Raw genomic sequence first — 25,218 nt, forward strand, 5'->3', positions numbered from 1 at the left:
ATTGTTACCGCACCAGGAGGCGGGCCCGCCCGCACTCCCGGCGGGCGGGCGGGACGAGCCCCGGAGGGCCCGCCCCCCCTCTCGACCCGACCTTCGTCAGCGGACGCTCCACTTCTGGTTGGCGGTGCCGGCGCATTCCCAGATCTGCAGCCGGGTGCCGTTGTTGCTGTTGAAGTCCTGCACGTCCACGCACTTGTTGGCCTGCGGGTTGACCAGGTCCCCCGCGCCGCTGAGCACGAACTGCTGGGCCGGGTTGCCGGTGCAGTCGTGGAGCTGGATGAGGGCGCCGTTCGCCGTGGAGCCCCAGGTGACGTCCATGCACTTGCCGAAGGCGCGCAGGGTGCCGTCGCCGTGGAAGGTCCACTTCTGCGCGTCGGTGCCGTTGCAGTCCCAGAGCTGGATGGGCGTGCCGTTCGCCGTGTTGGAGTGGTCCACGTCGATGCACTTGCCGGCGAGGCCGACGAGGGGGCGCCCGCCGTTGGTGGTGGTGAGGGAGAGGCCGTAGACGGAGAGGATGGGGTTCACCGGCTGGAAGAAGGTGTTGCCGCCGGTGGAGCAGTTGCCGGAGCCACCGGACGTCACGCCCTGGGCCTGGTTGCCGGACATCCACGAGCCGCCCGAGTCGCCGCCCTCCGCGCAGGCGTTGGTCTGGGTGAGGCCGTAGACGGGGCCGACGGAGTAGTTGACCGTGACGTTCTTCGCCTGGATGACGCCGCAGCGCCAGCCGGTGGTGGAGCCCGACCGACAGACGGAGGCGTTGACGCCGGCCTCCGCGGAGCCGAAGACGAGGACGTTGGCGCCGGCGTAGTTGTAGACCCACGGTTGCGAGACCCAGGAGCCGTTCGTCTGGACCCAGCCGTAGTCGTTGGTCGGGAAGGACGAACCGCGCACGGTGCCCTGCGCCGCGCCGTTGTGTCCCTGGGTGGTGGAGCCCACGCCGCCACAGTGGCCGGCGGTGACGAAGCCTCCGGCCACGGGCAGGCCGATGGAGCAGCGGGTGTTGCCGTTGATGTAGTACGCGTCACCGCCGCGCGTGTCGTAGAGCGGGCGCGGCTCCTCGTTGGAGACGAGGACGCGCACGGCGCTGTCCGCCGCGCCGCTGTCCGCGACGAAGCGCTCCGCGTTCTGCACCGCGGAGTCCTTGGCGAGCACGACCACGGTGTTGGTCATGACGTCCACGTACCAGCCATGGATGTCCTTGCCAGCGAGCGCGGCGCCCCGGTCGAGCGAGGACTTGAGCGCGTCGAGCTGCCGCTCCGTGCGCAGGACCCAGCGGGGCTCCGCGCCGGCCCGACGCGCGGCCGCGGCGCCCGCGGCGTCCGTGACACCGACGATGAGCCGGTCACCCTCGTCGCTCATCCACGCGCCGCCGAAGGACGCGCCCAGGTCCTGGCGCAGCGTCTGCTCGGTGCGCACGGCGACGGCCTCCGCCGCGAGCCGACGGCGTGCCTGCGACTCCGTGAGCCCCAGGTCGCGCTGCATCGCCCCGAGCACCTCCGGGGAGACCTCCCCCACGGAGGCCGCGTCATCGGACGGCGCGGCGAACACAACAGCGGGAGCGAGCTGCACGGAGACCACGCCAGCCAACAGCGCCGTCGCGGTGGAGAACAGCGGGAGCTTGCGAGCCATGGGACTTCCTTTCATGAAACGAGGAAGTCCCCACGGAAGCGATGCCATGGGCTCAAGTCAAGCAATTCAAGTTTTGACAGAAAATCACAGAACTTCTATCGGACACTGGAGAAACTTCACCTCCCTGGAATGCGGAGCGCGACCTCCAGGGCCTCGGGTTCGGCGGTCAGCGCGGAGGTGTCCACGTCCAGGTCACAGGTCCAGGCCTCGGGCACGAGCGCCGATGCGTGTTCGTAGGCGCGGCACGAACCGCACCACTCCCAGCTCGCACCCCGTGAACGGTAGCGGACGCCATCGAGGGTCCGGTCGATGGGCCGCCCCTCCAGGAAGTAGCGACGCAGGGCCCTCTCGCCACAGACGGGACAGGCCTCGGACAGCCGCAGCGTGGGCGCTGCGCGGGAGAACACCTCGTTCCAGCGGGCGATGTGTTCGGGAGGAACCCCCTGCCAGTCACGGGGCATCCCCCGCCTCCTGATTCCTTCAACCGACGGAGTGTGCCGCCGCGAGCGCGCGGCGGTCCACCTTACCCGCGGAGGTACGAGGGAGCGCGTCGACGAAGCGCACGGACCTGGGCGTCTTGTAGCGGGCCAGTCGTCCGTCGCAGTAGCCGAGCAACGCGGCCTCGGTGAGCGAGCCCCCCGCGCGAGGGACGACGACGGCGCGCGGCGTCTCGCCCCACTTCGCGTCGGGCACGCCGATGACCGCGACCTCCGCGACGTCCGGGTGGCCGGCGAGGATGCTCTCCACCTCGGCCGGGTAGATGTTCTCACCGCCGGAGATGATGAGGTCCTTGCTGCGCCCGACGATGCGGAAGCACCCGTCCTCGTCTCGCGAAGCCAGGTCGCCGGTGTGCAGCCATCCATCCACGAGGGTCCGGGCCGTGTCCTCCGGCCGGCGCCAGTAGCCCGCGCACACGTGCGGCCCGCGCAGCAGCAGCTCGCCCACGTCTCCCGGGCGCTGCTCACCGTCGATGCGCGCCTCCACATGGAACAGCGGCACGCCCACCGCCCCCGGCTTGCGCTTCACGTCCCCAGGCGGGAGCCAGAAGTTGTTCGGCCCCGCCTCCGTGAGGCCATAGCCCGTCTTGAAGGCCACGCCCCGGGCGAAGAAGCGCTCGAACACCGGCGCGGGACAGGGCGCGCCGCCGCTGACGAGCAGCTTCAACCGGGAGAAGTCCACCGCCTCGAAGCGCGCGTGGCGCTGCATCTCGATGAACATGGTGGGCACGCCGAACACCAACGACACGGCGCCGTGGTGGATCTTGTCGAACACCTGCTCCACGTCGAACGCGCGGCACACCACGGACGCGCCGCCGATGTAGACCAGCGGCAGGGTGAAGACGTTGAGCCCGCCCGTGTGGAACAGCGGCGCGTTGAGCAGGGACACGTCGTCGGGCGTGAGGCCCCAGCTCACCACGGTGTTCGCCGCGTTGGCGGTGATGGAGCCATGGGTGAGCACGGCGGCCTTGGGCACGCCCGTGCTGCCGCCCGTGTAGCAGAGCACCCAAGGGGCGTCCGGCTCCAACTCCACGCGAGGCAGCGGCGTGGACGGCGCGGCGTCCCGTTCGGAGAAGGCGCGCTCGCCGGGCCCGGGCTCGTCGAACGACAGCCAGTGCTTCACGAAGGGGGCGCGCTCGCGGACGGCGACGACCTGGGAGCGCAGCTCCGGACCGGACACGAGCACGACGGGCTCCGCGTCCGCGAGGATGCCCGCGAGCTCGGTGGCGCTCAGCCGCCAGTTGAGCGGCTGGAGGATGGCGCCCAGCTTCGCGCAGGCGAACAGCACGTCCAGGAACTCCACGCGGTTGTGCGCGAGCACGGCGACCCGGTCGCCTCGCTGGACGCCGAGCACGTGGTGCAGGAACGAGGCGGCGCGCGTCGCCGCGGCATCCCACTCGCGAAAGGTGATGCGCCGCTCGCCCCGGCTCGTGTCGACGAGGGCGAGGTGGTCGGGGTCCAGCGCCGCGCGCCGGGCCAGCCAGTCATGGACGATGGGCATGCCCGAAGGCTACCCGAGCCGTCCCGGGCAGCGGCAACCCCTCCTCCCCACGAAACAGAGAAGGAGCGGTCGTACCGCTCGCGGAGACTCCGCGAGAGCATCAGGGACGCCTTTGTTCCCAAGGTTCGCGCTCTTGACGGATATCGACCTATGCACTCCGGTGACGCTGCACTATTTAGTGATGTCCGCGCACTATTTAGTGCAGGCACCGCCCGCCCCCCGCCTTGAACGGAGAAGTCTCGATGTCATCCTCGGAGAGCTCCCGACAGACTTCCTTCCACCTCCCAGGAGCCCACACCCCCTTCTTGACCAGGGTGCGGCTGCGCAACTACCGAAGCATCGAAGGATGCGACGTCGAGCTAGGAGCCCTAACGTTCCTCGTCGGACCCAATGGCTCCGGCAAGAGCAACTTCCTCGATGCGCTGAGGCTCATCACCGAAGCCTTGCGGACATCTCTGGATCATGCGCTTCGAGAGAGAGGCGGAGTCCACGAGGTCAGGCGACGCTCAAGTGGGCATCCCACCAATTTCGGCATTCGGGTCGACTTCCAGCTCCCCATGGGAGCCCACGGACACTTCTCCTTTGGAGTGGGAGCACGGTCCCATGGCGACTATGTCGTCCAGAATGAGGAATGCAGCATCGATGGCGCGTTCTATCGCGTACGGGAAGGCATGGTTGTCGTGAAGCCCGCCCAGGTCGCACCGCCTGCATCGAGCGACCGCCTCTATCTGGTCAACGCAGCAGGTCTACCCGAGTTTCGCCCAGTCTTCGATCTGCTTTCGAACATGGGTTTCTACAACCTGAATCCCGACAAGATTCGAGCGCTGCAGCCCCCAGACAAAGGCGAGCTGCTTGTTCGGGATGGAGGAAATCTCTCCAGTGTTCTCGAACGCATGGAGAAGCTCGATGATGGCGTCACGAAGCACCGCATCGAGGAGTATCTGAGCAGGATCGTCCCCTCCATCCTCGGAGCGGATCCCAAGCGTGTCGGCCACATGGAAACCTTGGAGTTCCGCCAGAATGTAGAAGGAGCCAAGGATCCGTGGAGATTCCCTGCCATCAACATGTCCGACGGCACGCTGCGGGCGCTAGGCGTCCTTGTCGCCCTCTTTCAAGCCAAGGTTGAACGTCGAGTCCCTGTCGTGGGTATTGAGGAACCAGAAATCGCCCTGCATCCTGCCGCAGCAGGCATCCTCCGCGACGCCCTACGTGATGGCTCCCAACATGCGCAGGTCATCGTGACCAGTCATAGCCCCGAGCTCCTGGACGATCCCAGCATCCGTGCAGAAGAGGTCGTATCGGTCGCAGCAACTCAGGGGAAGACACAGATCGCGCGTGTTGACGATGCTACCCGCTCGGTTCTTAAGGACAGGCTCTATACGGCGGGCGAACTGCTCAAGGCGAACCAGTTGGTACCCGACCTGGAAGCCATTCCTGAGCCCAAGCAGATGCAGCTCTGGGAGCGGGACGCTTGATGAAGCTCGGGCTCATCGTCGAAGGGCATGGAGAGGTTCATGCACTTCCCATTCTAATTCGACGCATTCTCCAAGAGCTGTCCTCCGACGGGCCTCCTCAGATCTTGCCACCCTACCGGGTCCCTCGAGGGCAGTTGGTCAAAGAGGCTGAGCTGCATCGGGCCATTGAGTTCATGGCAAGGCGAGTGGGTGACGAGGGTCGCATCCTTGTGCTCCTCGATTCGGATGATGACTTGCCTTGTGTGTTGGGTCCGAAGCTTCTGGGCTGGGCCAGCGTGAAACGGCCGAATCGCCGAATCGCCGTTGTGGTAGCGCATCGTGAGTATGAAGCGTGGTTCCTCGCCTCCGCAGATTCACTGAAGGGGAAGCGCGGTCTTCCACTAGATCTCACCGCCCCTCTTGAGCCAGAGAGTATCCGGGACAGCAAGGGATGGCTGAGCAAGAAGATGCCCGGAGGCTACAGCGAGGCGCTCGACCAGCCAGCATTCACCAGTGCATTCGACTTGCGTGCTGCACGCCGTGCCAATTCTTTCGACAAGCTCTTCCGTGACGTAGGGCGTCTGTTCGACCTTGACGTGCCGCCTCGACCCGAACACGGAGGCGGGCCGTAAACGCCCGTGCGTCAGGGGGAGTGCCATCGCGATGCCTGGTCCGTTCAAACACGCGCGGCATCCGGAGCAGTGAAGCAGTCAGTAGAGGTCCTCCTTGGCAATGGAGAGCCCGGCATGCTCCACCAGGCAGAGGCACACCTCGCGGAGATGTGCCGCCTCGCCTGTCTCCTGAAGATCGAAAACAATGTAGACGCGATAACAGCGACCATCCGTGCCTTCCAGCGTCGAACCACACCGTATTGACCGGGCTCGGGGAGCGATACCATCCACTCTCCCAGAAGCGGAAGGCGGACAGCCTGCGTCGCAGCTCGAGCCACTCACCGTCCGACAGCAATCGAGAACGCCGAGACGCACGCCAAGAGCTGTCGGCCTCGTTCCCGTCCTTCTCCTGTTGACTGACATAGAGTTGGTACACCGCCCCACGACGCTCGACCCGGATGCTCAGGGAGTTGTTGAGGGAGCGCGCCCACAAGAACCGGTAGACCTCCGTGTCCGGTGCGGCCGGCCAGAGGGACCCTTCTTTCAAGAGGTGTAGGGCCCTGGACGCGAGGCAACGTCTGCGTCCTCGCCCCCAGGAATCGGCCTGAGTTCCTCGTCGAAGTGCATGGCGGGCGTGGCCGGTGGGACGAGCACGGGAAACTCCATCGAATCCCACCCACAGGTCCCCCAGGTGCTTTCTCGTGCCAGTCCACGCCCTCCATGGGCACATCCCCCGAGCCCCAATCCCAACCCCCAGAGAACAAACCAGCGAGGCACCGACGTTCCGCCACGACTTCGCACATCACGGCACCAGCACCAGCTTCCCCACGGTGGTCCCCGACTCCAGCGCCCGGTGCGCGTCCGCCACCTGGTCGAGCGGGAAGCGCGTCACCTGCGGCGACACCACCTTCCCCTCCTCCACCCAACCCAGCAGCATCGCCATGCCCTCCGTGAGCACCTCGCGCCGCTCGAACAGATAGGACAGGTTGAACGCCATCACGCTCGCGTTGTCGTTCGTCAGCGCCAGCGGGTTGAAGCGCGGCGTGCGCAGCCAATCCCACGCCAGCCTCGCGTAGCTCGGCCGCCCACCCTTGCGCGGCAGCATCGAGTGGAACCCGTAGACCACCAGCTTCCCCGGCGACGCCAGGTGCCGGTAGCTGTCGCGCAGCGTGGCCACGCCGTTCGCGTCCAGCACCACGTCGTAGCCTCCGGGCGCCGCCTCCCGCGCCGCCGCCCACAGGTCCTCGCGGCTCTTGTCGATGACCACGTCCGCGCCCAGCGCCCGCGCCGCCTCCACCTTGTGCGTCCCACCCACCACGCCCACCATCCGGCACCCCGCCAACCGCCCCAACTGCAACAGCGCGCTCCCCACCCCGCCCGCCGCCGAGTGCACCAGCACGTTCGCCCCCGGCCGCGGATGCGCCAGCTCGAACAGCGCGAAGTACGCCGTCAGGAACACCGCCGGGAACCCGGCCGCCTGCTCCATGCTCAGCTTCGCCGGCAGCACGTACAACTGATGCCGCGGCACCACCACGTGGGTCGCGTAGCCGCCGAACCGCGTCACGCCGAACACCCGCGCTCCCGGTGACAGGTCCTCCACCCCCGGACCCACCGCCTGCACCGTCCCCGCGAACTCGAAGCCAGGGGTAATCGGCCACCCCACATACTCCTGGGCGGAGGCGTACAGCCCCATGCGGATGACGCAGTCCGCATAGTTCACCCCGATGGCCTCCGTCGCCACCGCCACCTCCCCCGGCCCGGGTGAAACCTGATTCAGGTTTTCGATGCGGAGCTGCCCATAACCACCGGCCTTCGCGATGACCACTTTGCGTGCGCGCATGCCCCATGCGTATCACGCGACGCAGCGCGACAACGTCCTCACGCGGCCACACGACGCACGACGCGCGCACGAGATGTCTCTACACTGTGTCTCGCGCTCGATGACTCATCCGAGTCCGGGCGCGAATCCCCCACAACCGAAGGAGAACACCATGCGACTGCGGCAATCGCTCTTCCTCATGGGCCCGTTGCTGTTCGGCACCCTCACCGGCTGCGGAGAGGGGCTCGACACGACGCCCACCTCCGACGTGCCCTCCATCGAGGCGCCGGCCGCCGACCAGCTCGGCACCGCCGAGTCGGCCGCGGTCTCCACGTCCGGCCTGACGACGCACTTCCGCTCGTGGCTCTCCGCCAACGGCTACAGCAGCTACGACTTCGCGCGCACGGACCTCACCGGCGGCAGCTTCGGCGGCAAGGCCAGCGCCAGCGACACCGTGGTGAACGTGCCCGTCATCTTCATCCACGGCAACTCGGACAAGGCCGTGGGCACCGGCACCGCGGGCCAGTCCGGCTGGAACAACTCCATCGAGTACTTCCTCGCCAACGGCTACAAGTCGAGCGAGCTGTACGCGACGACCTGGGGCCCCGCGGACGTCCTGCAGAGCGCCAACCAGTACCACTCGAAGACGAACATCCTGCGCGTCCGCAAGTTCATCGAGGCGGTGAAGGCGTACACCGGCGCGACCAAGGTGAACGTCATCGCCCACTCCATGGGCGTGACGCTGGCGCGCAAGGCCATCCTCGGCGGCAGCGCGAACGACTCGCTCAACGGCGGCTCGTACGACGTGGGCGCGGCGCTGACCAGCTCCGTGGACACCTTCGTCGGCATCGCCGGCGCCAACCTGGGCCTGACCTCCTGCTACATGACGGGCCCGTCGACGCCCACCTGCGGCGCCACCAACGGCCTGTACCCGGGCTACCTCTACCTGGGCATCGTCGTGGGCCGCTCCTCGTTCCTCGACAACCTGCGCAGCAAGAGCGGCTACGAGGGCGCCTACCGCTACTCCATCTACTCCACGGCGGATGAAATCATCGGCTACGGGGGCGTGGTGTACGGCGACTACACGTCGCGCATCCCCAGCCAGACGGGCGAGAAGGTCTACAGCGCCTACCCGTACGGCCACTACAACTCGAAGGACCTGACGGCGGCGGTGCAGCTCAACATGGTGAAGTACCACAGCATCCCGTAGTCGGCCACACGGCGCGGCGTGCCCTCACGAGACGCCGCGCCGGTCCACCACACCCCGGGACTCTCTTGCGCCGCGGCCCACGAAGCAGGCCGCGGCGACCTTCGCGCGCGCCGCCTCATCCACACCGTGGGGGAGTGGATGGGGCGGCCCGCCGCGCTCAGGGGCTCGGGTTCTTCGACGGCGCGGGCGCGTCGTCCTGCGCGGGCGTGGGCGACGGCTGCGTCCCCGGCGCGCCCGGCACCGGCGCGGGCTCCCCCGGCTTCGGCGCCTTCGGCTCCGGCGCCACCTTCGCGGAGAAGGGGCGCGCGGCGGCCGGGTCCTTCAGGAAGCCGAGCACCGCCTCGTTGAACGGCTCCGGGCAGTCCAGCTGCACCGTGTGCCCGCAGCCCTTCATCGCCACCAGCGCCGCGCCGGGGATGCGCGAGGCGCCGTGCTCCATGAGGTCGCGCGCCTCGCCGCCGTGGAGGAACGGGTTGGGGATGAGCCGGTCGTCCGTGCCGTAGACGATGAGCGTGGGCGCGGTGATGCGCTCCAGGCTCTCCCGCACGAAGTCGTTGTGCGCCAGCCCCTGCACCGTGCGCACGTTGGCGTAGGCGTACGCGTCGAACTCCGGCGACTTCGCCAGCCGCACGCGCTCCTCGATGAGCCAGTCCAGCTCCGGCCGCCAGTGCATGAAGTTGCCCTGGCGCACGCTGCCCCAGATGCTGGCCTCCGGCGCGTACTTGATGAAGTCCACGCTCATCACCCGCGAGAACCAGGCCTTCTCCTTCCAGGTGAAGGTCTCGAAGCCGGCGGGCGACACCAGCACCAGCGCCTCCAGCGCGTCCGGGTAGCGGATGGCGTAGGAGAGCGACGTCTGCCCGCCCATGGAGTGGCCCACGAGGATGGGCTTGTCCACGCCGAGCTGGCGCGTGAGCGCGAGCACCACGTCCGCCATGGCCTCCATGGTGTACGGGAACGTGGCCGGCTTGTCGGACTTGCCGTAGCCCGGCAGGTCCACCGCCACCACGCGGTAGCCCTGGGCGTGGAAGGCGTCCAGCTGCGCCCGCCAGAACTTCAGGTAGGAGCCCAGGCCGTGCACGAAGACCACCGTCTTCGCGTCCGGCGACGCGCCGGGCATGTCCACGTAGGCCACGTGCGGCACGGTGGCCAGGTGGTACTGCGCGGCGATCTCCGGCAGCGCGACGCGGTGCACGGGCCAGGCCTGGTTCGCGCCGGCCGTGGAGTAATCGAGGTCCTGGAAGGACAGCGCGGGCTCGCGCGCGTAGGAGCGCACGCAGCCGGCGGAGGAAAGCCCCGCCGCGAGGAGCAGGGCGGAAAAGGCGCGGGAGGTGCTCATGGTCAGAACGCGTACCAGGTGAAGGTGGTGAAGGCCGCCCACGGGTCGCTCTTCACCGTGGTGGCGCCGTCGTAGAAGCTGCCGCGGAAGAGGTAGCCGCCGTGGAGGCCCACGGTCATCAGGTAGCGGATGTGGTAGCGCAGCTCCGCGTTGACCTCCGCGCCGATGAAGCGCCCGCGCCGCACGGCCGGGTCCCACCGGGGCGGCGTGGCGCCCGCGTTGGCCAGGCCCGCGCCCAGCTTCAGGTTCAGCTTGTTGGGGATGACGTCCCACGCCGCCGTGGCGATGCCCGTGCGCAGACCGAAGCCCTGGTTGGAGATGTCCGTCACCGCGCCCGTGTAGTTGTTCACCGTGCTGGTGAACGGGAACAGGATGAGCATCTTGTGGTTGAACCACACCGCGCCCGGCAGGCCGTACTCGTTGAGCGTGAAGGCGCCCGTGTACCGGTCGTCGTTCACGTTGTCGTCGCCGGTGGTGAACATGCCCTCCAGCGTGAGCACGTCACCGGGGCCGCGGCCCCACTGGTACATGAACTCCAGGTTGGCGGAGAGGCCGGAGATGCTCAGCTCGTCGATGGGCGAGTTGTCCGGGTCGTCGCTCGTGTACTTGCCGCCGTTGTACATGACGAAGCCGGAGGCCCCGAGCCGGCCCAGCTTGAAGTCGATGTTGTGGTTGAAGTGCGCGCCCACCCAGAAGACGTTGCCCTTGGGGCGGGTGATGTCGAAGCGCGCCGTGCCGGTGAAGCCGGGCAGGCCCGAGGACGACGGGCCGCTCTTCACCAGTCCCTCGAAGGCGTACGCGTCACCCTTGGTGTTGTCATTGAGGTACCACACGGACACGCCGACGTTGGTGGCGGGGCGGACCGGGTAGACGTAGTCCGCCATGGCCAGCCAGATGTACTTCAGGCGCGGGTCGTTGCGCGTGGCGCGGTCCGACTGCGCGCTGCCCAGCGGCATCAGGCTCAGGCGCGCGTGGCCCTTGTAGCTGCTGAAGATGGAGAGGCCCGTCGCGTCGCTGCCGAGGAAGGCCAGCTTGTAGCCGGTGCGCGTCAGCTCCGACAGCGGCGTGCGCGTGGGGTCGTAGACGCTGTCGTAGACGGGCTGCGTGCCCACCAGCAGCGTCAGCTGGCTGGGGTTGCGCGTGGGGTAGATGGCGACGTTGACGTTCTTCGTCTGGATGTTCACCTGGTCGGCGTTGAAGCCGCCGCCCTCGTTCTGGCCAATGGTGTTGGCCGAGCGACCCCAGAGGAAGTCCACCTCGAACTGCGCGCGGAACGACGCCAGCCCGTCGACGAAGAAGGGGCTGTACTCGATGACGGGAATCCAGCGCTGCTCGACGAAGTACGCCGAGCGCCCGCCCTCCACGCTCACCGCGCTGCCCACCGGCGACCCGATGGGGCCCAGGGCCACGCCGCGCAGGCCGGCCGGGTCTCCCACCTGGTTCGTCACCGAGACGCGGGTGAAGAAGTAGTTGATGAGCGAGAACTCGCGGGGCTGCGCGTCCTCCTCGCGGTCCTTCGCCTCCGTCCACTCGGCATACACGCCGGGCACCGGCGTGCTCTGCGCGGCGGCGGGGGTCGCCACGGCCCAGAGCCCCAGCGCGGCGAACGCCATCGCGCCACGGCGCAGGGACACCCCTGCGTCAAACCCACTTCCCGTCATATCCACCTCGACCCCGCGCGCGGGGCAGGCCCGGCGCACCGGGCTCGGCTGTCACAACCTGGCTGTCGCGTGCCCGGACGCTCCCGCGTCCAACCCACTCGGGCCTCGGGGGCTCCCACCACACCGCGGGCGCCCGGGTCGCGCACGACGTCCCGGGCGCATGTGGCCGGAAGGAGGGAGGAGCACGCCCTCCCCCGGCCCGCGGTTCCCGCGGGACTACTTGATGGCGTACGTCTGGACCGCGTTGCCCGTGAAGGGGCTGGCGTTCAGCGTCACCGTGCCCGCCGCGCCCACGGCGCCGGCCGCGCAGCGGCTGCCCGTCGACTGGTTCTTGAAGAACAGCTCCAGCTTGAGGGTCTTCTGGTCGGTGGCGAAGCCGCCGCGGCCCTCCTGCACCAGGCCACCCGGGAAGGTGAACGTCACGTCGAAGCAGCTACCGTCCGTCGCCACGTTCTCGATGAGGACGGTGGTGGAGGTGAAGGAGAGCGGGTTCTTCGCCAGCTCGTGGTTGCAGGCGCCCTCCTGGATGGTGCCCGGGATGCTGTCGACCTTGAAGTTGCCGCCCGCCACCGACATGGTGACCTTCTGGTAACACTGCGACGACGCGCCGTAGTCGGTGTCCTCGCTGAAGCCGTTGGGGTGCGAGGGAATGTTGGCGCCCTCCATGGTGAGGGTCTTGCCCTCGAGGAAGGCCAGGATGTTCGCGGAGCTGTCCAGCTTGGGCTTCTCCACCACGGGGTCGTTGTCGTCCCCGCAGCCCACCAGGCTCAGCGCGCACAGCATCACCGCGGACATAAGCTTCTTCTTCATGTGAGTGCTCCTCTTCCCTCCGGCGTCACCGCCGGGATGACACGACAGCCGACACGCATCCAGGTCGTCTTGTCAAAGACAGACCCGCTTCAACGGAATCACAGACGCGACGCAACGCGGCGTGAGCCGTGAAAATCAACGTCCTTCTGTATCAGCGGCGATGGCCGCCTCGCGCAGCTCGCGCTTGAGAATCTTCCCCGCCGCGGACACCGGCAGGCGCTCCACCAGCACCACCCGCTTGGGCACCTTGAAGCGCGCCAGCCGGCCGCGCAGGTGCTCCAGCAGCACGTCCTCGGACGCGGCCTCGCCGGGCTTGAGCACCACGAAGGCCCGCCCCACCTCGCCCCACTTCGCGTCGGGCACGCCCACCACGGAGCACTGCTGCACCGCGGCGTGCTCGTAGAGGACCGTCTCCAGCTCCAGCGGGTACACGTTCTCCCCGCCGGAGATGAACATGTCCTTCTTGCGACCGGCGATGGTGAAGAAGCCGTCCGCGTCCTGACGCGCCAGGTCACCGGTGTGGAACCAGCCGTCCGGGTCGATGGCCTCGCGCGTGGCGGCCTCGTCCTCGAAGTACCCGGAGCACATGGAGGGGCCCTTGAGGACCAGCTCTCCCACGTCGCCCACCGGCACCTCGCGGCCGTCGTCGTCCACCAGCTTCGCGGCGATGAAGTAGTTGGGGCGGCCGATGGAGCCCGCCTTGGACACCGCGAACTCCGGCCCCATGCTGAAGATTCCCGGGCCGAACTCCGTCATGCCGAAGCCCTGCTTGAAGGGCACCGCGTGCACCGCCTGCCACGCCTGGATGAGCGGCACCGGCAGCGCCGCGCCGCCGCTCGTCATGAAGCGCACGGAGGAGAAGTCCGTGGTCGCGAAGCGCGGCGAGTCCAGCAGCTGCTGGTACTGCGTGGGCACCGCGAAGAACAGCGACACCTTCTCCCGCGGCACGAGCGACAGCAGCTCCTCCGGGTCCCACCGCCGCATCACCACCACGGTGCCGCCCACGGTGAGCAGGGGCAGCGTGTACACGAGCAGCCCGCCCGTGTGGAACATGGGCGTGTGCGTCACCGTGACGTCGCCCGCGCGCACCTCGTGCACCAGCGTGTTGAGCGTGTTCCACGCCACCATGCGGTAGCTGACGCACGCGCCCTTGGAGCGCCCGGTGGTGCCGCCGGTGAACAGCAGGCAGAGGGTGTCCTCCTCGGACACCGCGTCGTTGCGCACGGGCGCCGCGGGCCGGTGCGCCAGCACGTCCGCGTAGGCGTCCGCGCCGGGCAGGCCCCGGGGCTCCAGGCAGACCAGCCGCAGGGACGGCCCCACCTGCTCGCGCACCTGGGCCACCGCGTCGCGGAAGTCGTCGCCGAACAGCAGCACGCGCGGGCGGATGGCGCGCACCAGGTCCGTCAGCTCCGAGGCGTGCAGGCGCCAGTTGTAGGGGACGAAGACGGCGCCCAGCTTGCCGCAGGCGAAGAGGACGTCCAGGTACTCCACGCCGTTGTGGGCGACCAGGGCCACGCGGTCGCCCTTCTTCACGCCGGCCACGTCGCGCAGCCAGCCCCCGAGCGCCTCGGCGCGCGCGTTCATCGCGCGGTAGGTGAACCGGCCGGCGTCGCCGCGGGCCGTGTCCACCACCGCCACCTGCTCCGGCCAGTACAGGGCGCCCCGCCCCATCCAGTCGCCGATGAACATGCGCGCCTCCATGACTCAGGCCGTCCAGCGGTAGAGGGCGGAGGCCATGGCCAGGCCGCCGCCGCTGGCGCAGAACGCCACCAGGTCACCGCGCTTCACCTTGCCCTGCACCACCGCGTCGTCGAGCGTCATGGGGATGCAGGCGGACCCCGTGTAGCCCCACTTGTCCATCGTGTAGTGGGCCTTGGCCATGGGCTGGTTCAGCGCCTTCATGGTCGCTTCGATGGTGCGCAGGTTGAGCTGGGTGAAGACGAACAGCTTCACGTCGTCCAGCGTCTGGTCCTGCTTCTTGAGGAGCTGGTCCAGCAGCATGGGCCAGCGCTCGGTGTTGAAGGTCGCGGGGAACTTGCGCACGAACTGCACGGCGGGCTTGCCGCCCGTCAGGGCCAGCGTCTCCGCGGTGGCCGGGCGGTGCGTGCCGCCGGTGTAGATGCCGAGCGCGTCGTGGTACTCGCCGTTGGCCAGGAGCTTGGCGCCCATGAAGCCGGGCTTCTCGCCGGCGCCCAGCACCACCGCGCCCGCGCCGTCCGCGAACAGGGTGCAGGTCTTCTTGTCCTTCCAGTTCACGTAGCGGGTCATGCCGTACGCGCCCACCACGAGGATGCGCTGGTAGCTGTCGTCCGCGGCGAGGGTCTTCGAGCCCACGTCCAGCGCGGTCACCCAGCCGGCGCACGCGCAGTTGAGGTCGTAGGTGCCCGCCCTGGAGGCGCCCAGCTTGGCCTGGACGACGGAGGAGGTCGCGGGGCTGAGGTAGTCCGGCGTGTCGGTGGCGACGATGACCAGGTCCAGCTCCTCCGGCCTGGTGCCGGAGCGCTCCAGGGCCTGACGGGCGGCGGCGACGCACAGATCGCTGGTGGCCTCCGTGTCGGCCATCACGTGGCGCTCCTTGATGCCGACGTTCTGCTGGAGCCACTCGTCCACGGGCTCACCGAGAATCTTCTCGACGTCCGCGTTGGTGAGGAGCTTCTCGGGGACGTAACGGCCAGTGGAGAGGATCTGCGCGTATCGCATGGGTGTCGTTCAGCTCCGGGCGCCGCGCGCGGGTCGCCGCGCGGGACGCAGGGTGTTCTTCTTCTTGGCGGGGGCCGCGCGGGACGCGGCGGACTTGACGTTGTTGCGCGACGGGGACGCGGGGCGCGCGTCCAGGCCGTGGCGGATGAGGCTCATCGCGGTGTCGAGCACGCGCTCCAGCCCCGGGTCCTCCTCCCAGAGCACCCAGCGCATGCCGAGGAAGTCGCCGATGCCCATCAGGCAGTAGGCCAGCGCCTCCGGGTCCATGCGGCGCACCTCGCCGTCCTCCATGGCGCGCGACAGCCCGGTGACGTAGCCCTTGGCGAAGCGGTCGTAGTAGCGGCGGTAGCAGTCCGCGTCGACGAACTCCGCCTGGCGCACCACGCGGTAGAGGTTGGGGTGCTGGCGCACGAACTGGAAGAAGGTGCGCAGGCCCTCGCGCTCCACGTCCATCCGGCCGTCGCACGCGGCGGTGGACTCGCCGATGAGCCGGCGCAGGCGCGTGCCCAGGTCGTCCACCACCTCCACGAAGATGGACTGCTTGTCCGGGAAGTAGACGTAGAACGTGCCCAGCGCCACGCCGCCCTTGCGCGTGATGTCCGCGATGGAGGCGCGCTCGTAGCCCTTCTCTCCGAAGACGGATTCGGCGGCCTTCAGCAGCTTCGCACGCGTCCGCTGCCCTCGCGGCGTGACGGGTCCGGAGCGGTCTGGAGAAGTTGAAGGCCGATTCATGTTTCACCTAGCGGTAACACCCGCCCGACGGGGTTGTCAAAGCGCGGAGAATGGCTCCGCGCGTCATTGTCTGGGGGCGACGCAGGGCGTCACGACGATGACCGACGGGCCCCCAGTCCGGCGTGCCGACGCGCTCCGGATCATTCCAGGAGAACCCGACCTGCTGGCGGGCGCAGTATGGCACCGGGAGGGCGGGGCGTCCCTGCTGGCGAGCGGGCGGGGACGGGGCGCTTTGCCGCGGTGGGTCAGGGGTGGTTCGATGGTGGCTCACTCCGGGGGAAAGCCTGGTCATGAAGCGCCCGTCGTCCCTGCCGCTGTCGCTGCTCCTCGTTGCCCTCCTCGGCGCCGGCTGCGCCACCACGCCCGCCGCGCCGAGATACGTCCCGGTCGACACCGGCAAGGCCTTCCTCTGGGAGGTGAAGGGCGCCGGCGGCGGGGGCACCGCGTACCTGGTGGGCTCCATCCACATGGGCAAGGCGGGCGCGCTGGCGCTGCCGCCGTCCATGGAGGCGGCCTTCGCCCGCGCGGACGTGCTGGCGGTGGAGGTGGACACCACCCGGACGGACGAAGCGCAGATGAAGAAGCTGGTGCAGGAGCTGGGCATGTACCCGGACGGCCAGGGCCTGTCGAAGCGGCTGGACGCGGGGACGCTGCTGCTGTTGAACCGGAAGGCGACCGGGCTGGGCGTGCAGCAGGCGGCGCTCGACCGGCTCAAGCCGTGGCTGGTGGGGATGGTGCTCACCAACCTGGAGTTCCAGGCGGCGGGCTACGAGCAGGGCCACGGCGTGGACCGGGCCTTCCTGGACCGGGCGCACGCGGACCACAAGCGCGTGGTGGAGCTGGAGTCCGCGGACAGCCAGCTGCGCATGCTGGCGGGGACGCCGGACGACCTGCAGGACCTGATGCTGCGCGACCAGCTGCGCCGGGAGCGGGCGCCGGCGGACATCCTGGAGACGCTCACCTCCGCGTGGAAGGCGGGGGACGCGGAGGGGATGAAGGCGCTGCTGCTGGAGGGGGCGGAGGACCCGACGTACCGCCCGGTGTACGAGCGCGTCTTCTTCCAGCGCAACGCGCAGATGGCCGCGCGGCTGGAGGGCATGCTGTCCGAGCCGGGCACGCACCTGATGGTGGTGGGCGCCGGGCACGTGGTGGGCCCGGAGGGCATCGTGGCCCTCCTCCAGAAGAAGGGGCACGTGGTGCGGCAGTTGCCCCGCGACACTCCGGTGGAGTGAGCCCACTTCCAGACCAAGGCTCGCACCGGAGCCCCGCTGATACCTCGCGAGGCCGCCACGCACACTCCCGTCCCAGGATGGTCTTCCGCCATCCTGGAGGGAACACGTCATGGCGATTCGAAGGGGGGCCCTGCTGGGCCTGACCGCGACCCTGTTGTTCGGGACGGCGGCCTCTGGCGGGCTCAAGGTGCACTTTCCGGTCAAGGTCGACGTGGGGAACCGCTACGCGGCGGGGGCGCTGGCCTCCGCGCGGGGCAGCCTCGACGGGATGCAGTTCATCGGCTGTTCGGTCTTCTCGTTCGCCGTGGGCACGCCCATGGTGCACTGCATCGCGCGCGACGCCACCAACGCCCAGGCGTCCTGCACGTCGAGCAACCCCAAGCTCGTGGACGCGGCCCAGGGGCTCTACGGCGACACGCTCCTCCAGTTCTTCTGGGACGAGACGGGCGCGTGCACGCAGCTGATGATCACCAACTCGTCGGAATACTGGCCCAAGGCGCCATGAGGCCCGCACGCACGCAGGACGCCCCTCGCGCCGTTGCGGCGCGGGGGCGACGCGGATGGCCACGGGCATGAAGTGGCCGCTGCTCCCATTGCTCCTGCTGGGGCCCGCCCTGGGCTTCCTCGCGGGGCGGAGCACGGCGCCGGAGCCCGCCTCCCCCGTCGGGGTGCTGCGGGCGGAGCTCGAGCGCCAGCGCGACGTGCTCGAGGCCTTCGTCGCGCGGCACGACGCGCCGCCCCCGGCGCCCATCCTGCCCACGCCCGCGCCCGCGGTGGACCTGGGCTGGCTGCGCGCGGAGCTGGCCCGCGTCGTGCGCGAGGAGCTGGCCGCGGCGCAGCGCGCCCAGGCGCCCGACCCCCGGGGCCTCCCGCCCGCCCCGGAGCCGCAGCCCTACAACATCGCCGCGCACCAGGAGGGCCAGCGCATCCTCGACGACGCGACGTCCCAACGCCGCTGGACGGACGCGGACGCCCAGGCGATGCGCCGTGCGCTGGTGAACATGACGGACGCCCAGCGCGAGGACGTGCTGCGGCGGCTCGCCACCGCCATCAACACGCGGGCCGTGGAGCTCCAGACCTCCGGCGCGCCGCTCTGAGCCGGGCGCCTTCCGCCGGGCCGGGTAGCATGCGCCCGTATTCCGCGCATTCCGCGCGCTACGTGGAGGTCGACATGCGAGCAGTCCTGGCCCTGGCATTGACCCTCGGACTCACGGCCTGTGGTGGCGTCGAGCCGCTCGACGAGACACGGACCGGGGAGCCGCAGGACACCAGCGAGTCCCCCGCCGCCCTCGCCGGCGCGTGTGAGTCGCTCATCGGCACGTTCTGCCGCCCCGGCACCTTCGACATCTCGTGCACCTGGAACGACGGCGCCGAAGGCAACTGCTACTGCCAGTACCCGCCCTTCAACAAGTGGGTCTGCGACTACAACGGCTGAGCGCGAAGCGCGGCGCTCTCTACGAGGCACCCTCCGCCGAGGGTGCCCCCCTTCTGCGTCGCGGGAAGCGCCCCACCCACGGTGGCGCGCGCGCTTCCCACCCGGCCCTCTCCCGGCCCCGCCTGGAGCCCGGCACCACGCGTGCAATCGAGCCCGCGCAGCCCCGACCGCCCATGAGCGGACGGGCGGCCAGGCGGCGGCCCTCCGTCATTCGGACTTGCGATTTCGGCCCACTTGCTTATTTTGCACGCCAAATTTAATTTAGCTGTGGAAGCCAAGCTGCACCTATAAAAGTAAGGTCCTTCCCCTCGATGCCCATGGATGAGCTCGATTACCGCCTGCTGGACCTGCTGCAGCGCGACGGCCGCGCGACGCAGCTGGAGCTGTCGCGCGCGGTGGGGCTGTCGCAGCCCGCGGTGGCCGAGCGGATCCGCAAGCTGGAGGAGCGGGACGTCATCACCGGCTACGCGGCGCGCGTGGACGCGACGAAGCTGGGCAAGGACATCACCGCCTTCATCGGCGTGAACATCGAGCATCCGAAGTACTTCGAGGGCTTCGCCAAGAAGGTCCTCGCCCTGCCGGACGTGTTGGAGTGCCACCGCGTCGCCGGGCAGGACTCGTACATCCTCAAGGTCAAGACGGCCAACACGCGGACGCTCGATTCGCTCCTCGTGGAGACGCTGCGCACCATCGCCGGCGTCACCCGCACGCAGACCACGATTGTCCTGTCGTCCATCAAGGAGGACACGCACATCCGCGTGCCTCCCGAGCTCGCCAAAGGAGAGTGAAAGATGAGCGCTGACGCCATGAGCGCCCCGCTGCCCCCCCCGCCGGTCTGGCGACTCGCCCAACGCATGTCGCGCATCAAGACGTCCGCGGTGCGCGAAATCCTCAAGGTGGCCGAGCGGCCCGACATCCTCTCCTTCGCCGGCGGCCTGCCCGCGCCGGAGCTGTTCCCGCTGGAGGCCATCGCGGACGCGCACGCCCGGGTGCTCTCCGCGGACGGCCGCGCCGCGCTCCAGTACAGCACCACGGAGGGCTACGCCCCCCTGCGCGAGTGGATCGCCTCCCACCTGGGCAAGAAGGGCCGCGCCTGCAACGCGGACCAGGTGCTCATCACCAACGGGTCGCAGCAGGGCATCGACCTGGTCGCCAAGGTGCTGCTGGACCCGGGTGACCTGGTCGTCGTGGAGAGCCCCAGCTACCTGGCCGCGCTCCAGACGTTCGGCGGCTACGAGGCGCGCTTCGCCACGGTGGAGAGCGACGACGAGGGCATGCGCATCGACGACCTCGAGCGCGTGCTGGCCACGCACAAGCCGAAGCTGCTCTACGTCGTCGCCAACTTCCAGAACCCCAAGGGCACCACCCTGTCCCTGGAGCGCCGCAAGCAGATGGTGCGGCTGGCGCAGCAGCACCGCTTCCTCATCCTGGAGGACGACCCGTACGGCGAGCTGCGCTTCCGCGGCGAGCACCTGCCGTCGCTGGCCGCCTTCGAGGAGCAGGGCGTCGTCGTGTCGCTGGGCACCTTCTCCAAGACGCTGGCCCCGGGCCTGCGCATCGGCTGGGTGGCCGGGCCCAAGGACTTCGTGCGCAGCCTCACCATCGCCAAGCAGTCCACGGACCTGCACACGGCCACCGTCGCCCAGCGCGCCGTGGTGAAGCTGCTGGAGCGCTTCGACTACTACCAGCACCTGGCCGCCCTGACGCCCGTCTACGGCGAGCGCGCCAACGCCATGCTCGACGCGCTGAAGGCCCACATGCCCCAGGGCACGCGGTGGACCCACCCGGACGGCGGCATGTTCCTGTGGGCCCAGTTGCCGGCGGGGCTGAGCGGCGAGGCGCTGCTGCCCAAGGCCATCGAGCAGAAGGTCGCCTTCGTCCCGGGCAGCCCGTTCTTCGCCAGCAACCCGCGCCCGGAGTTCATCCGCCTCAACTACTCCAACCGCCCGCCCGAGCTCATCGACGAGGGCATGCGCCGGCTGGGGAGCGTCATCGCGGCGGCGCTGTAGGCCGCCGTCCCCAGGACAGCCCAGGGCCGTTGCCGCGCCGCGTCGAAGTCCTCGACGCGGCGCTTTTGCTTCCGCGAAGTTGAAGCCCGATTCATGTTTCAACTTCCGTGTCGCTGGCCACGAGGGGCCGGGTTGCGTAGCCTGCCGGCGCACGTTTCAGGGCGGCACGGGCCTTCGAGGGGCTCCGGGTCGCCCCAACCCGGAGAGACACACGACATGCAGCTCAAGGACCTGAAGGTGATTGTGACGGGCGGCGCGCAGGGCATGGGCGCCCACTTCGCGCAGCGCCTGCACGAGGCTGGCGCGCAGGTGGCGGTGGGCGACGTGGCCGAGGACAAGCTCGCCGCGCTGCCCGCGGGCATCCACCGCCGCAAGCTGGATGTGTCCTCCGAGGAGGACATCACGTCCTTCGTGAGCTGGGCGCACGGGGCCATGGGCGGCCTCAACGGCCTCATCAACAACGCGGGCATCCTGCGCGACGCGCTGCTGGTGAAGAAGGACCGGGCGACGGGCCAGGTGAAGAAGCTGTCCACCGCGGACTGGAACGCGGTCATCGGCGTGAACCTCACGGGCGCCACGCTGATGGTGCGCGAGGTGGTGGCCAGGTACGCGGAGTCGGGGCAGACCGGCGGCGGCGTCGTCGTCAACATGTCGTCCATCGCCCGGCACGGCAACCGCGGCCAGTCCAACTACGTGTCCGCGAAGGCGGCGCTGGCGGCGAACACGGTGACGTGGTCGCGCGAGTTCGCCCCGTTCGGCATCCGCGTGGGCGCGGTGGCCCCGGGCATGATCGAAACGCCGATGACGCAGGGCATGAACCAGAAGGCCCGCGACGCGCTGGTGTCCTCCATCCCGGTGGGCCGCATCGGCCTGCCGGAGGACATCTGGCTGGCGGTGAAGTTCATCCTCGAGTGCGACTACTTCAACGGCCGCACCATCGACGTGGACGGCGGCCTCAACTTCTAGGCCGTCCGCGCTCGGGCCCGCCGCGTCCCGGCCCGTATTCAGGAGGGACGCGCGCGCGGCGTGCGGGAGGTCAGCGTCCGCTGGCGTCCCCCGCCCGGGCGCCGTGCAGCAGCACGGGCTGCCCGGTGTAGAGCAGCTTGTAGGCGCCGTAGCTTCCGAGCACGTGCTTGACGTATTCGCGCGTCTCGTCGAAGGCGATGTGCTCCACCCACTCGTCCAGCTCCGCCTCCGGCAGCGCCTGACGCCAGCGGTCCACCGCGCCCGGCCCCGCGTTGTACGCGGCCACCGCGTACGCCTTGTTGCCGCCGAAGCGCGCGAGCAGCTGGCCCAGGTAGGCCGCGCCCAGGCGGACGTTCTGCGCGGGCTGGAGCAGGGAGGACTCGCTCACCTCGGAGAGCTTGAGCGCGCTGGCCACCTGCCGGGCCGTGGCGGGCATGAGCTGCGCGAGCCCCAGCGCGCCCGTGGCGGAGCGCGCCTCCGGACGGAAGCGGCTCTCCTCGCGGATGAGGCCCTGCATCAGGTCCGGGTCCACGCGGGAGACCCGGGCGTAGCGTTGGATGACCTTGCGGTAGGCCAGGGGCCAGGTGGCCTCCCAGACGGGGCGCGACGCCGCGTTGAGGGGCCCGTGGACCTCCTGGCGCAGCGACGTGCGCGCCACCTGCCGCGCCGCGCGCTGGCGGCCCGTGCGCAGCACCGTCTGGTACAGCAGGCGCGCGGGCGCCTCGGCCAGGCCGCGCGCGTCGACGGCGAGCAGCTCGTCCACGGCGCCGGGCAGGCCCAGGCGCATGAGCTCCACGCCCGCCGTGAACCTCGGGTCGTCGCGCAGCCGGCCCGGAGGCAGGGGCCAGACCTCCGCCGGGGGCGCGTCCTCCTCGCCCGGCTCCGGCGGGGGCTGGATGCGCGCCAGCCGCTCCGGCGCCAGCTCCGCGAGCCGGGAGCGCGCGAGCAGGCCGTACCAGGTGGCGGGGCGCTCCGTGGCGAGCTGCTCGTAGTCGTCCAGCGCGGAGGTGTCGGAGGGAGCCTGCGCGCCTCGCGGTCCGGCGCCCTCGCTCCACCCCCTCGACGGTTCTCTGGCGGGGGACGTCGAGGAGACGGGGCCCGAGCCCCCACGGTCCATCATGGCCAGGAGCGGGGTCGGGGCGGCGGCCATGGCGCCTCCGGGCGTCGCAATACCGAACGCCGCGCCCGGGCCGGTCCTCGGGGCCCCCGAGGGAGCGCCGGGGAGCGGCCGTCCCCCCTGGCCGTCCGTCATCACCGCGCCCGCCTTGCCGCCCTGGACCCGCGCAGGCGAAGCGCCCTCCAGCGCGGTCCACCCCACGAGGTTCGCCGGGGCGGGGCCCCCGGGCTCGGTGCCGCTGGTGCCGCTCCCTCCCGTGCCGGTCATCGGCACGAGCGCGGAGCCACGTCCCCCCTTCGGGCTCTCGGGCGTGGACGAGGACCGCACCGCCTGGAGGCCCGCCATCGCCACGGCCTCGGGCGTGGACGCCGGGAGCGCCGGCTCCTTCATGCGGGCGCGCCAGTACCGCGCGCGCCAGATGGCCTCGTCCGTCCGCGCCGCCGCGGGCAGCGCCTCCACCGCCTCCAGCGCGACCAGCGCCTCGACCGGCTCCGAGCGGCGGGTGTGCAACCAGAACGCCCGGAACAGCGCCTCCGAGGCGAAGTTCCCCGTGGGGTAGCGACGCGCCGTCTCCTCGTAGCGCGCGAGCGCCTCGTCCAGCCGCCCCCGGCGTTGCAGCAGCCACGCCTCGAAGAAGAGCGCGTCGTCCGCGTACCCGTGCGCGGGATAGTCCCGCGCGAGCGTCGCATAGGTCGTGATGGCCGAGTCCGGGTCCACCACCGACTGCGAGTACCCCAGCACGTACAGCGCCTGCGGGCGGTACTCCGGGGACTCGCATCGCTCGGCCACCGGCGTCAGCAGTTGGATGGCCCGGCGGTGCTGGCGCTCCTTGCGCAGCGCCCGTCCGTACGCGAGGTGCGCGCGACACGACAGCTCGTCCGGCAGGTCGACGTGCGGGAACACGCCCGCCAGCAGCTCCATGGCGGCCACGTTGCGGTGCAGCTCCACCAGCGCCTCCGCGCGGCGCACCTTCCACTTGAGCGGCAGCGACAGCCCCTGGAGGCGCTGCTTCGCCCGCTGCGCCTCGCGCGACAGCGGGCTGGTGGCCCACACCTCCAACAACGCCTTGTGCTCGATGTTGTAGAGCCCCTGCGTGCGCGCCAGGTCGCAGATGGCCAGGAGCGCCTTCATCCGCAGCGCGTCCGGCCCCCGCGCCTGGCGGCTGTCGATGAGCTCCTGCAGCGCCGCCAGCGCCCCGGGGATGTCCCGCTGCCGCTTGAGCACCCGCGCCAGGCTGAAGCGCGCGTCCGCGTACAGCGGCGAGCCCGCCCCCACGTCGCGATAGCGCGCCTCCGCCAGCTCCCACTGGCGCAGCGCTTCGTGGGCCTGCGCGGCCCGCAGGAGGCAGTGGTCCCGCAGCGCCGCGTAGTCGGGCGCCAGCGCGGTGAACTCCTCCGCCGCGGCGACGGAGTCGCGCCCCAGCAGCGCCGCGTACGCGCGCAGGAAACGGACGGGCGGCGTGGCCGGGGCCTCCGCCAGCAAGGCCCGCGCGCGCTTGTAGCGTCCCCGCGTGAACTCCGCCCGGGCCCGCGCCAGCGAGCCCTCCGCGAAGTACGGCGCCAGCTGCTCCGGCCCGAACGCCTCCGCCGCCAGCTCCGCCCCGGTGGGCTGCTCCGTCGGTGTGTCGAGGAGCTGCTCGAGCTGCTCCTCCGACAACACCTCACCGGGGTCCTCCTCCGCCTCGGGCGCCTGCGCCCAGGTGGCCGGTGCACCCAGCAGGCCCGCGCAGGCCACGCAGACCGCCATGGCACCAGCCCGAAGCCGACGTCGTCCATCCACGTCCATGCAGCCCTCGTTCACGGGAAGCGGGCTGCTATGGATTGTCCTCACCGCGCGAGGAGGCGACTGGCGACTCGCACGCCAGCCGGGCCCCCGTCGTCCAGGTGATATCCGCGCCCGGGCCTCCGAGCGTCACTGCACGAAAGCCGACGGAGCACGGCGCCGCGCCTGCGACACCCCGCGCCACCGTGCGCACGCGACCCCCCACCCGGTGCGTCGGCCCTCAGGCCCCCGCGCGCACCCGCTCCACCAGGGCCTGGTTCATCGCCTCATAGGCGGGCCGCAGCCCCACGAGCATCCGCTTCGCGCCCCACACCAGGACGCCGGTGAAGTCCTCGCCGTGCACCAGCCGCGTCCCCGCGCCCTCGGGCGCCAACGTCCAGTAGTGGCGCCCGTGCAGCAGCCCCCGCACGCCGCCCGTCCACGACACCTCCCGCGACGGCTCCAGGCGATCCACCCTGCCGGTGATGCCCACCACGCGCCCCTGCCCACCCGGCGCGCGGACCTTGATGGCCAGCCGCGCGCCCACGCGCAGCACCCCGGCCACCTCCGCCAGCAACGGGTTCCACACCGGATACGTCGCGAAGTCGGTCAGCACCCGCCACACCGCCTCCGGCGGCGCGTCGACCCAGGCCTCGGTCCTCAACGAATACATGGCGCCCTTCACTCTTCCCTGATGAGCCGCGAGAGACGCCCCATCCCTACATGCCCTTCGGG

22 protein-coding genes are annotated in these 25,218 nt (G+C 70.1%); 10 read left to right on the plus strand and 12 right to left on the minus strand.

Annotated features, from left to right (window positions below; genetic code table 11):
• Positions 1–96 precede the first annotated feature (96 nt).
• The 3 genes from LZ198_RS09960 to LZ198_RS09970 all read right to left on the minus strand — a co-directional run bounded on the left by LZ198_RS09960 (position 97) and on the right by LZ198_RS09970 (position 3,627).
• On the minus strand, positions 97–1,629 hold the full coding sequence (locus LZ198_RS09960) for a ricin-type beta-trefoil lectin domain protein (RefSeq protein WP_253971667.1): 1,533 nt from the start codon (positions 1,627–1,629) through the stop codon (positions 97–99).
• Between the two features lie 116 nt (positions 1,630–1,745).
• Positions 1,746–2,090, minus strand: a complete 345-nt coding sequence (locus tag LZ198_RS09965) for a hypothetical protein (protein WP_253971668.1) — start codon at positions 2,088–2,090, stop codon at positions 1,746–1,748.
• A 19-nt stretch (positions 2,091–2,109) separates the two neighbouring features.
• Positions 2,110–3,627 (minus strand): acyl-CoA synthetase, encoded by a 1,518-nt coding sequence (locus LZ198_RS09970; protein ID WP_253971669.1) that lies wholly within the window; start codon positions 3,625–3,627, stop codon positions 2,110–2,112.
• 314 nt (positions 3,628–3,941) lie between these two features.
• Between LZ198_RS09970 and LZ198_RS09975 the strand changes: the two genes are divergently transcribed.
• Together LZ198_RS09975 and LZ198_RS09980 are read left to right on the plus strand one after the other, a co-directional pair.
• Complete coding sequence (locus LZ198_RS09975) at positions 3,942–5,102, plus strand: AAA family ATPase (protein ID WP_253971799.1); 1,161 nt, start codon at positions 3,942–3,944, stop codon at positions 5,100–5,102.
• Complete coding sequence (locus tag LZ198_RS09980) at positions 5,102–5,713, plus strand: DUF4276 family protein (protein WP_253971670.1); 612 nt, start codon at positions 5,102–5,104, stop codon at positions 5,711–5,713. The genes LZ198_RS09975 and LZ198_RS09980 overlap by 1 nt, the downstream gene beginning before the upstream one ends.
• Before the next feature lie 781 nt (positions 5,714–6,494).
• On the opposite strand, the gene LZ198_RS09985 is transcribed toward LZ198_RS09980, so the two are convergent.
• Positions 6,495–7,532: a synaptic vesicle VAT-1 family membrane protein gene (locus tag LZ198_RS09985; protein WP_253971671.1), complete on the minus strand. Its 1,038-nt coding sequence runs from the start codon at positions 7,530–7,532 to the stop codon at positions 6,495–6,497.
• Positions 7,533–7,683: 151 nt separating this feature from the next.
• Between LZ198_RS09985 and LZ198_RS09990 the strand changes: the two genes are divergently transcribed.
• A complete protein-coding gene (locus tag LZ198_RS09990) occupies positions 7,684–8,721 on the plus strand; it encodes a lipase family protein (protein WP_253971672.1) in 1,038 nt (345 codons plus the stop codon).
• 157 nt (positions 8,722–8,878) lie between these two features.
• On the opposite strand, the gene LZ198_RS09995 is transcribed toward LZ198_RS09990, so the two are convergent.
• The 6 genes from LZ198_RS09995 to LZ198_RS10020 form a co-directional block, all read right to left on the minus strand.
• Positions 8,879–10,060 (minus strand): alpha/beta fold hydrolase, encoded by a 1,182-nt coding sequence (locus tag LZ198_RS09995; protein ID WP_253971673.1) that lies wholly within the window; start codon positions 10,058–10,060, stop codon positions 8,879–8,881.
• 2 nt (positions 10,061–10,062) lie between these two features.
• A complete protein-coding gene (locus LZ198_RS10000) occupies positions 10,063–11,673 on the minus strand; it encodes a hypothetical protein (RefSeq protein WP_407667398.1) in 1,611 nt (536 codons plus the stop codon).
• Positions 11,674–11,937: 264 nt separating this feature from the next.
• On the minus strand, positions 11,938–12,531 hold the full coding sequence (locus LZ198_RS10005) for a hypothetical protein (protein ID WP_253971675.1): 594 nt from the start codon (positions 12,529–12,531) through the stop codon (positions 11,938–11,940).
• 135 nt (positions 12,532–12,666) lie between these two features.
• On the minus strand, positions 12,667–14,220 hold the full coding sequence (locus LZ198_RS10010) for an acyl-CoA synthetase (protein ID WP_253971676.1): 1,554 nt from the start codon (positions 14,218–14,220) through the stop codon (positions 12,667–12,669).
• 15 nt (positions 14,221–14,235) lie between these two features.
• Positions 14,236–15,231, minus strand: coding sequence for a 3-oxoacyl-ACP synthase III family protein (locus tag LZ198_RS10015; RefSeq protein WP_253971677.1), 996 nt, complete (start codon positions 15,229–15,231; stop codon positions 14,236–14,238).
• Positions 15,232–15,240: 9 nt separating this feature from the next.
• Positions 15,241–15,963 (minus strand): TetR/AcrR family transcriptional regulator, encoded by a 723-nt coding sequence (locus LZ198_RS10020; protein ID WP_253971678.1) that lies wholly within the window; start codon positions 15,961–15,963, stop codon positions 15,241–15,243.
• Positions 15,964–16,253: 290 nt separating this feature from the next.
• Between LZ198_RS10020 and LZ198_RS10025 the strand changes: the two genes are divergently transcribed.
• The 7 genes from LZ198_RS10025 to LZ198_RS10055 all read left to right on the plus strand — a co-directional run bounded on the left by LZ198_RS10025 (position 16,254) and on the right by LZ198_RS10055 (position 21,605).
• Entirely contained in the window at positions 16,254–17,195 is a 942-nt protein-coding gene (locus tag LZ198_RS10025) for a TraB/GumN family protein (RefSeq protein WP_253971679.1), read from the plus strand.
• Positions 17,196–17,304: 109 nt separating this feature from the next.
• The gene (locus LZ198_RS10030; protein ID WP_253971680.1) at positions 17,305–17,700 is read left to right on the plus strand and encodes a hypothetical protein; all 396 of its coding nucleotides are present in this window, start codon (positions 17,305–17,307) and stop codon (positions 17,698–17,700) included.
• A 67-nt stretch (positions 17,701–17,767) separates the two neighbouring features.
• Complete coding sequence (locus LZ198_RS10035; protein ID WP_253971681.1) at positions 17,768–18,292, plus strand: hypothetical protein; 525 nt, start codon at positions 17,768–17,770, stop codon at positions 18,290–18,292.
• Positions 18,293–18,366: 74 nt separating this feature from the next.
• Positions 18,367–18,630: a hypothetical protein gene (locus LZ198_RS10040; protein ID WP_253971682.1), complete on the plus strand. Its 264-nt coding sequence runs from the start codon at positions 18,367–18,369 to the stop codon at positions 18,628–18,630.
• Positions 18,631–18,941: 311 nt separating this feature from the next.
• A complete protein-coding gene (locus LZ198_RS10045; protein ID WP_234065677.1) occupies positions 18,942–19,418 on the plus strand; it encodes an Lrp/AsnC family transcriptional regulator in 477 nt (158 codons plus the stop codon).
• 3 nt (positions 19,419–19,421) lie between these two features.
• A complete protein-coding gene (locus LZ198_RS10050) occupies positions 19,422–20,639 on the plus strand; it encodes an aminotransferase-like domain-containing protein (RefSeq protein WP_253971683.1) in 1,218 nt (405 codons plus the stop codon).
• A 216-nt stretch (positions 20,640–20,855) separates the two neighbouring features.
• Positions 20,856–21,605: an SDR family oxidoreductase gene (locus LZ198_RS10055; RefSeq protein ID WP_253971684.1), complete on the plus strand. Its 750-nt coding sequence runs from the start codon at positions 20,856–20,858 to the stop codon at positions 21,603–21,605.
• 70 nt (positions 21,606–21,675) lie between these two features.
• Here LZ198_RS10055 and LZ198_RS10060 read toward each other — a convergent pair whose 3' ends face one another.
• On the minus strand, positions 21,676–24,468 hold the full coding sequence (locus LZ198_RS10060; protein WP_253971685.1) for a transglycosylase SLT domain-containing protein: 2,793 nt from the start codon (positions 24,466–24,468) through the stop codon (positions 21,676–21,678).
• A 256-nt stretch (positions 24,469–24,724) separates the two neighbouring features.
• A complete protein-coding gene (locus LZ198_RS10065) occupies positions 24,725–25,156 on the minus strand; it encodes an SRPBCC domain-containing protein (RefSeq protein WP_253971686.1) in 432 nt (143 codons plus the stop codon).
• Between the last annotated feature and the right edge of the window lie 62 nt (positions 25,157–25,218).

The sequence above is a fragment of the Myxococcus dinghuensis genome (assembly GCF_024198235.1).
In the GTDB taxonomy this organism is placed as follows: Bacteria; Myxococcota; Myxococcia; order Myxococcales; family Myxococcaceae; genus Myxococcus; species Myxococcus dinghuensis.

Coding starts and splice junctions, on each gene's coding strand:
- LZ198_RS09960 (WP_253971667.1), bottom strand. CDS start 1,629: ATGGCTCGCAAGCTCCCGCTGTTCTCCACCGCGACGGCGCTGTTGGCT.
- LZ198_RS09965 (WP_253971668.1), bottom strand. CDS start 2,090: ATGCCCCGTGACTGGCAGGGGGTTCCTCCCGAACACATCGCCCGCTGG.
- LZ198_RS09970 (WP_253971669.1), bottom strand. CDS start 3,627: ATGCCCATCGTCCATGACTGGCTGGCCCGGCGCGCGGCGCTGGACCCC.
- LZ198_RS09980 (WP_253971670.1), top strand. CDS start 5,102: ATGAAGCTCGGGCTCATCGTCGAAGGGCATGGAGAGGTTCATGCACTT.
- LZ198_RS09985 (WP_253971671.1), bottom strand. CDS start 7,532: ATGCGCGCACGCAAAGTGGTCATCGCGAAGGCCGGTGGTTATGGGCAG.
- LZ198_RS09990 (WP_253971672.1), top strand. CDS start 7,684: ATGCGACTGCGGCAATCGCTCTTCCTCATGGGCCCGTTGCTGTTCGGC.
- LZ198_RS09995 (WP_253971673.1), bottom strand. CDS start 10,060: ATGAGCACCTCCCGCGCCTTTTCCGCCCTGCTCCTCGCGGCGGGGCTT.
- LZ198_RS10000 (WP_407667398.1), bottom strand. CDS start 11,673: ATGGCGTTCGCCGCGCTGGGGCTCTGGGCCGTGGCGACCCCCGCCGCC.
- LZ198_RS10005 (WP_253971675.1), bottom strand. CDS start 12,531: ATGAAGAAGAAGCTTATGTCCGCGGTGATGCTGTGCGCGCTGAGCCTG.
- LZ198_RS10010 (WP_253971676.1), bottom strand. CDS start 14,220: ATGTTCATCGGCGACTGGATGGGGCGGGGCGCCCTGTACTGGCCGGAG.
- LZ198_RS10015 (WP_253971677.1), bottom strand. CDS start 15,231: ATGCGATACGCGCAGATCCTCTCCACTGGCCGTTACGTCCCCGAGAAG.
- LZ198_RS10020 (WP_253971678.1), bottom strand. CDS start 15,963: ATGAATCGGCCTTCAACTTCTCCAGACCGCTCCGGACCCGTCACGCCG.
- LZ198_RS10025 (WP_253971679.1), top strand. CDS start 16,254: ATGAAGCGCCCGTCGTCCCTGCCGCTGTCGCTGCTCCTCGTTGCCCTC.
- LZ198_RS10030 (WP_253971680.1), top strand. CDS start 17,305: ATGGCGATTCGAAGGGGGGCCCTGCTGGGCCTGACCGCGACCCTGTTG.
- LZ198_RS10035 (WP_253971681.1), top strand. CDS start 17,768: ATGAAGTGGCCGCTGCTCCCATTGCTCCTGCTGGGGCCCGCCCTGGGC.
- LZ198_RS10040 (WP_253971682.1), top strand. CDS start 18,367: ATGCGAGCAGTCCTGGCCCTGGCATTGACCCTCGGACTCACGGCCTGT.
- LZ198_RS10045 (WP_234065677.1), top strand. CDS start 18,942: ATGCCCATGGATGAGCTCGATTACCGCCTGCTGGACCTGCTGCAGCGC.
- LZ198_RS10050 (WP_253971683.1), top strand. CDS start 19,422: ATGAGCGCTGACGCCATGAGCGCCCCGCTGCCCCCCCCGCCGGTCTGG.
- LZ198_RS10055 (WP_253971684.1), top strand. CDS start 20,856: ATGCAGCTCAAGGACCTGAAGGTGATTGTGACGGGCGGCGCGCAGGGC.
- LZ198_RS10060 (WP_253971685.1), bottom strand. CDS start 24,468: ATGGCGGTCTGCGTGGCCTGCGCGGGCCTGCTGGGTGCACCGGCCACC.
- LZ198_RS10065 (WP_253971686.1), bottom strand. CDS start 25,156: ATGTATTCGTTGAGGACCGAGGCCTGGGTCGACGCGCCGCCGGAGGCG.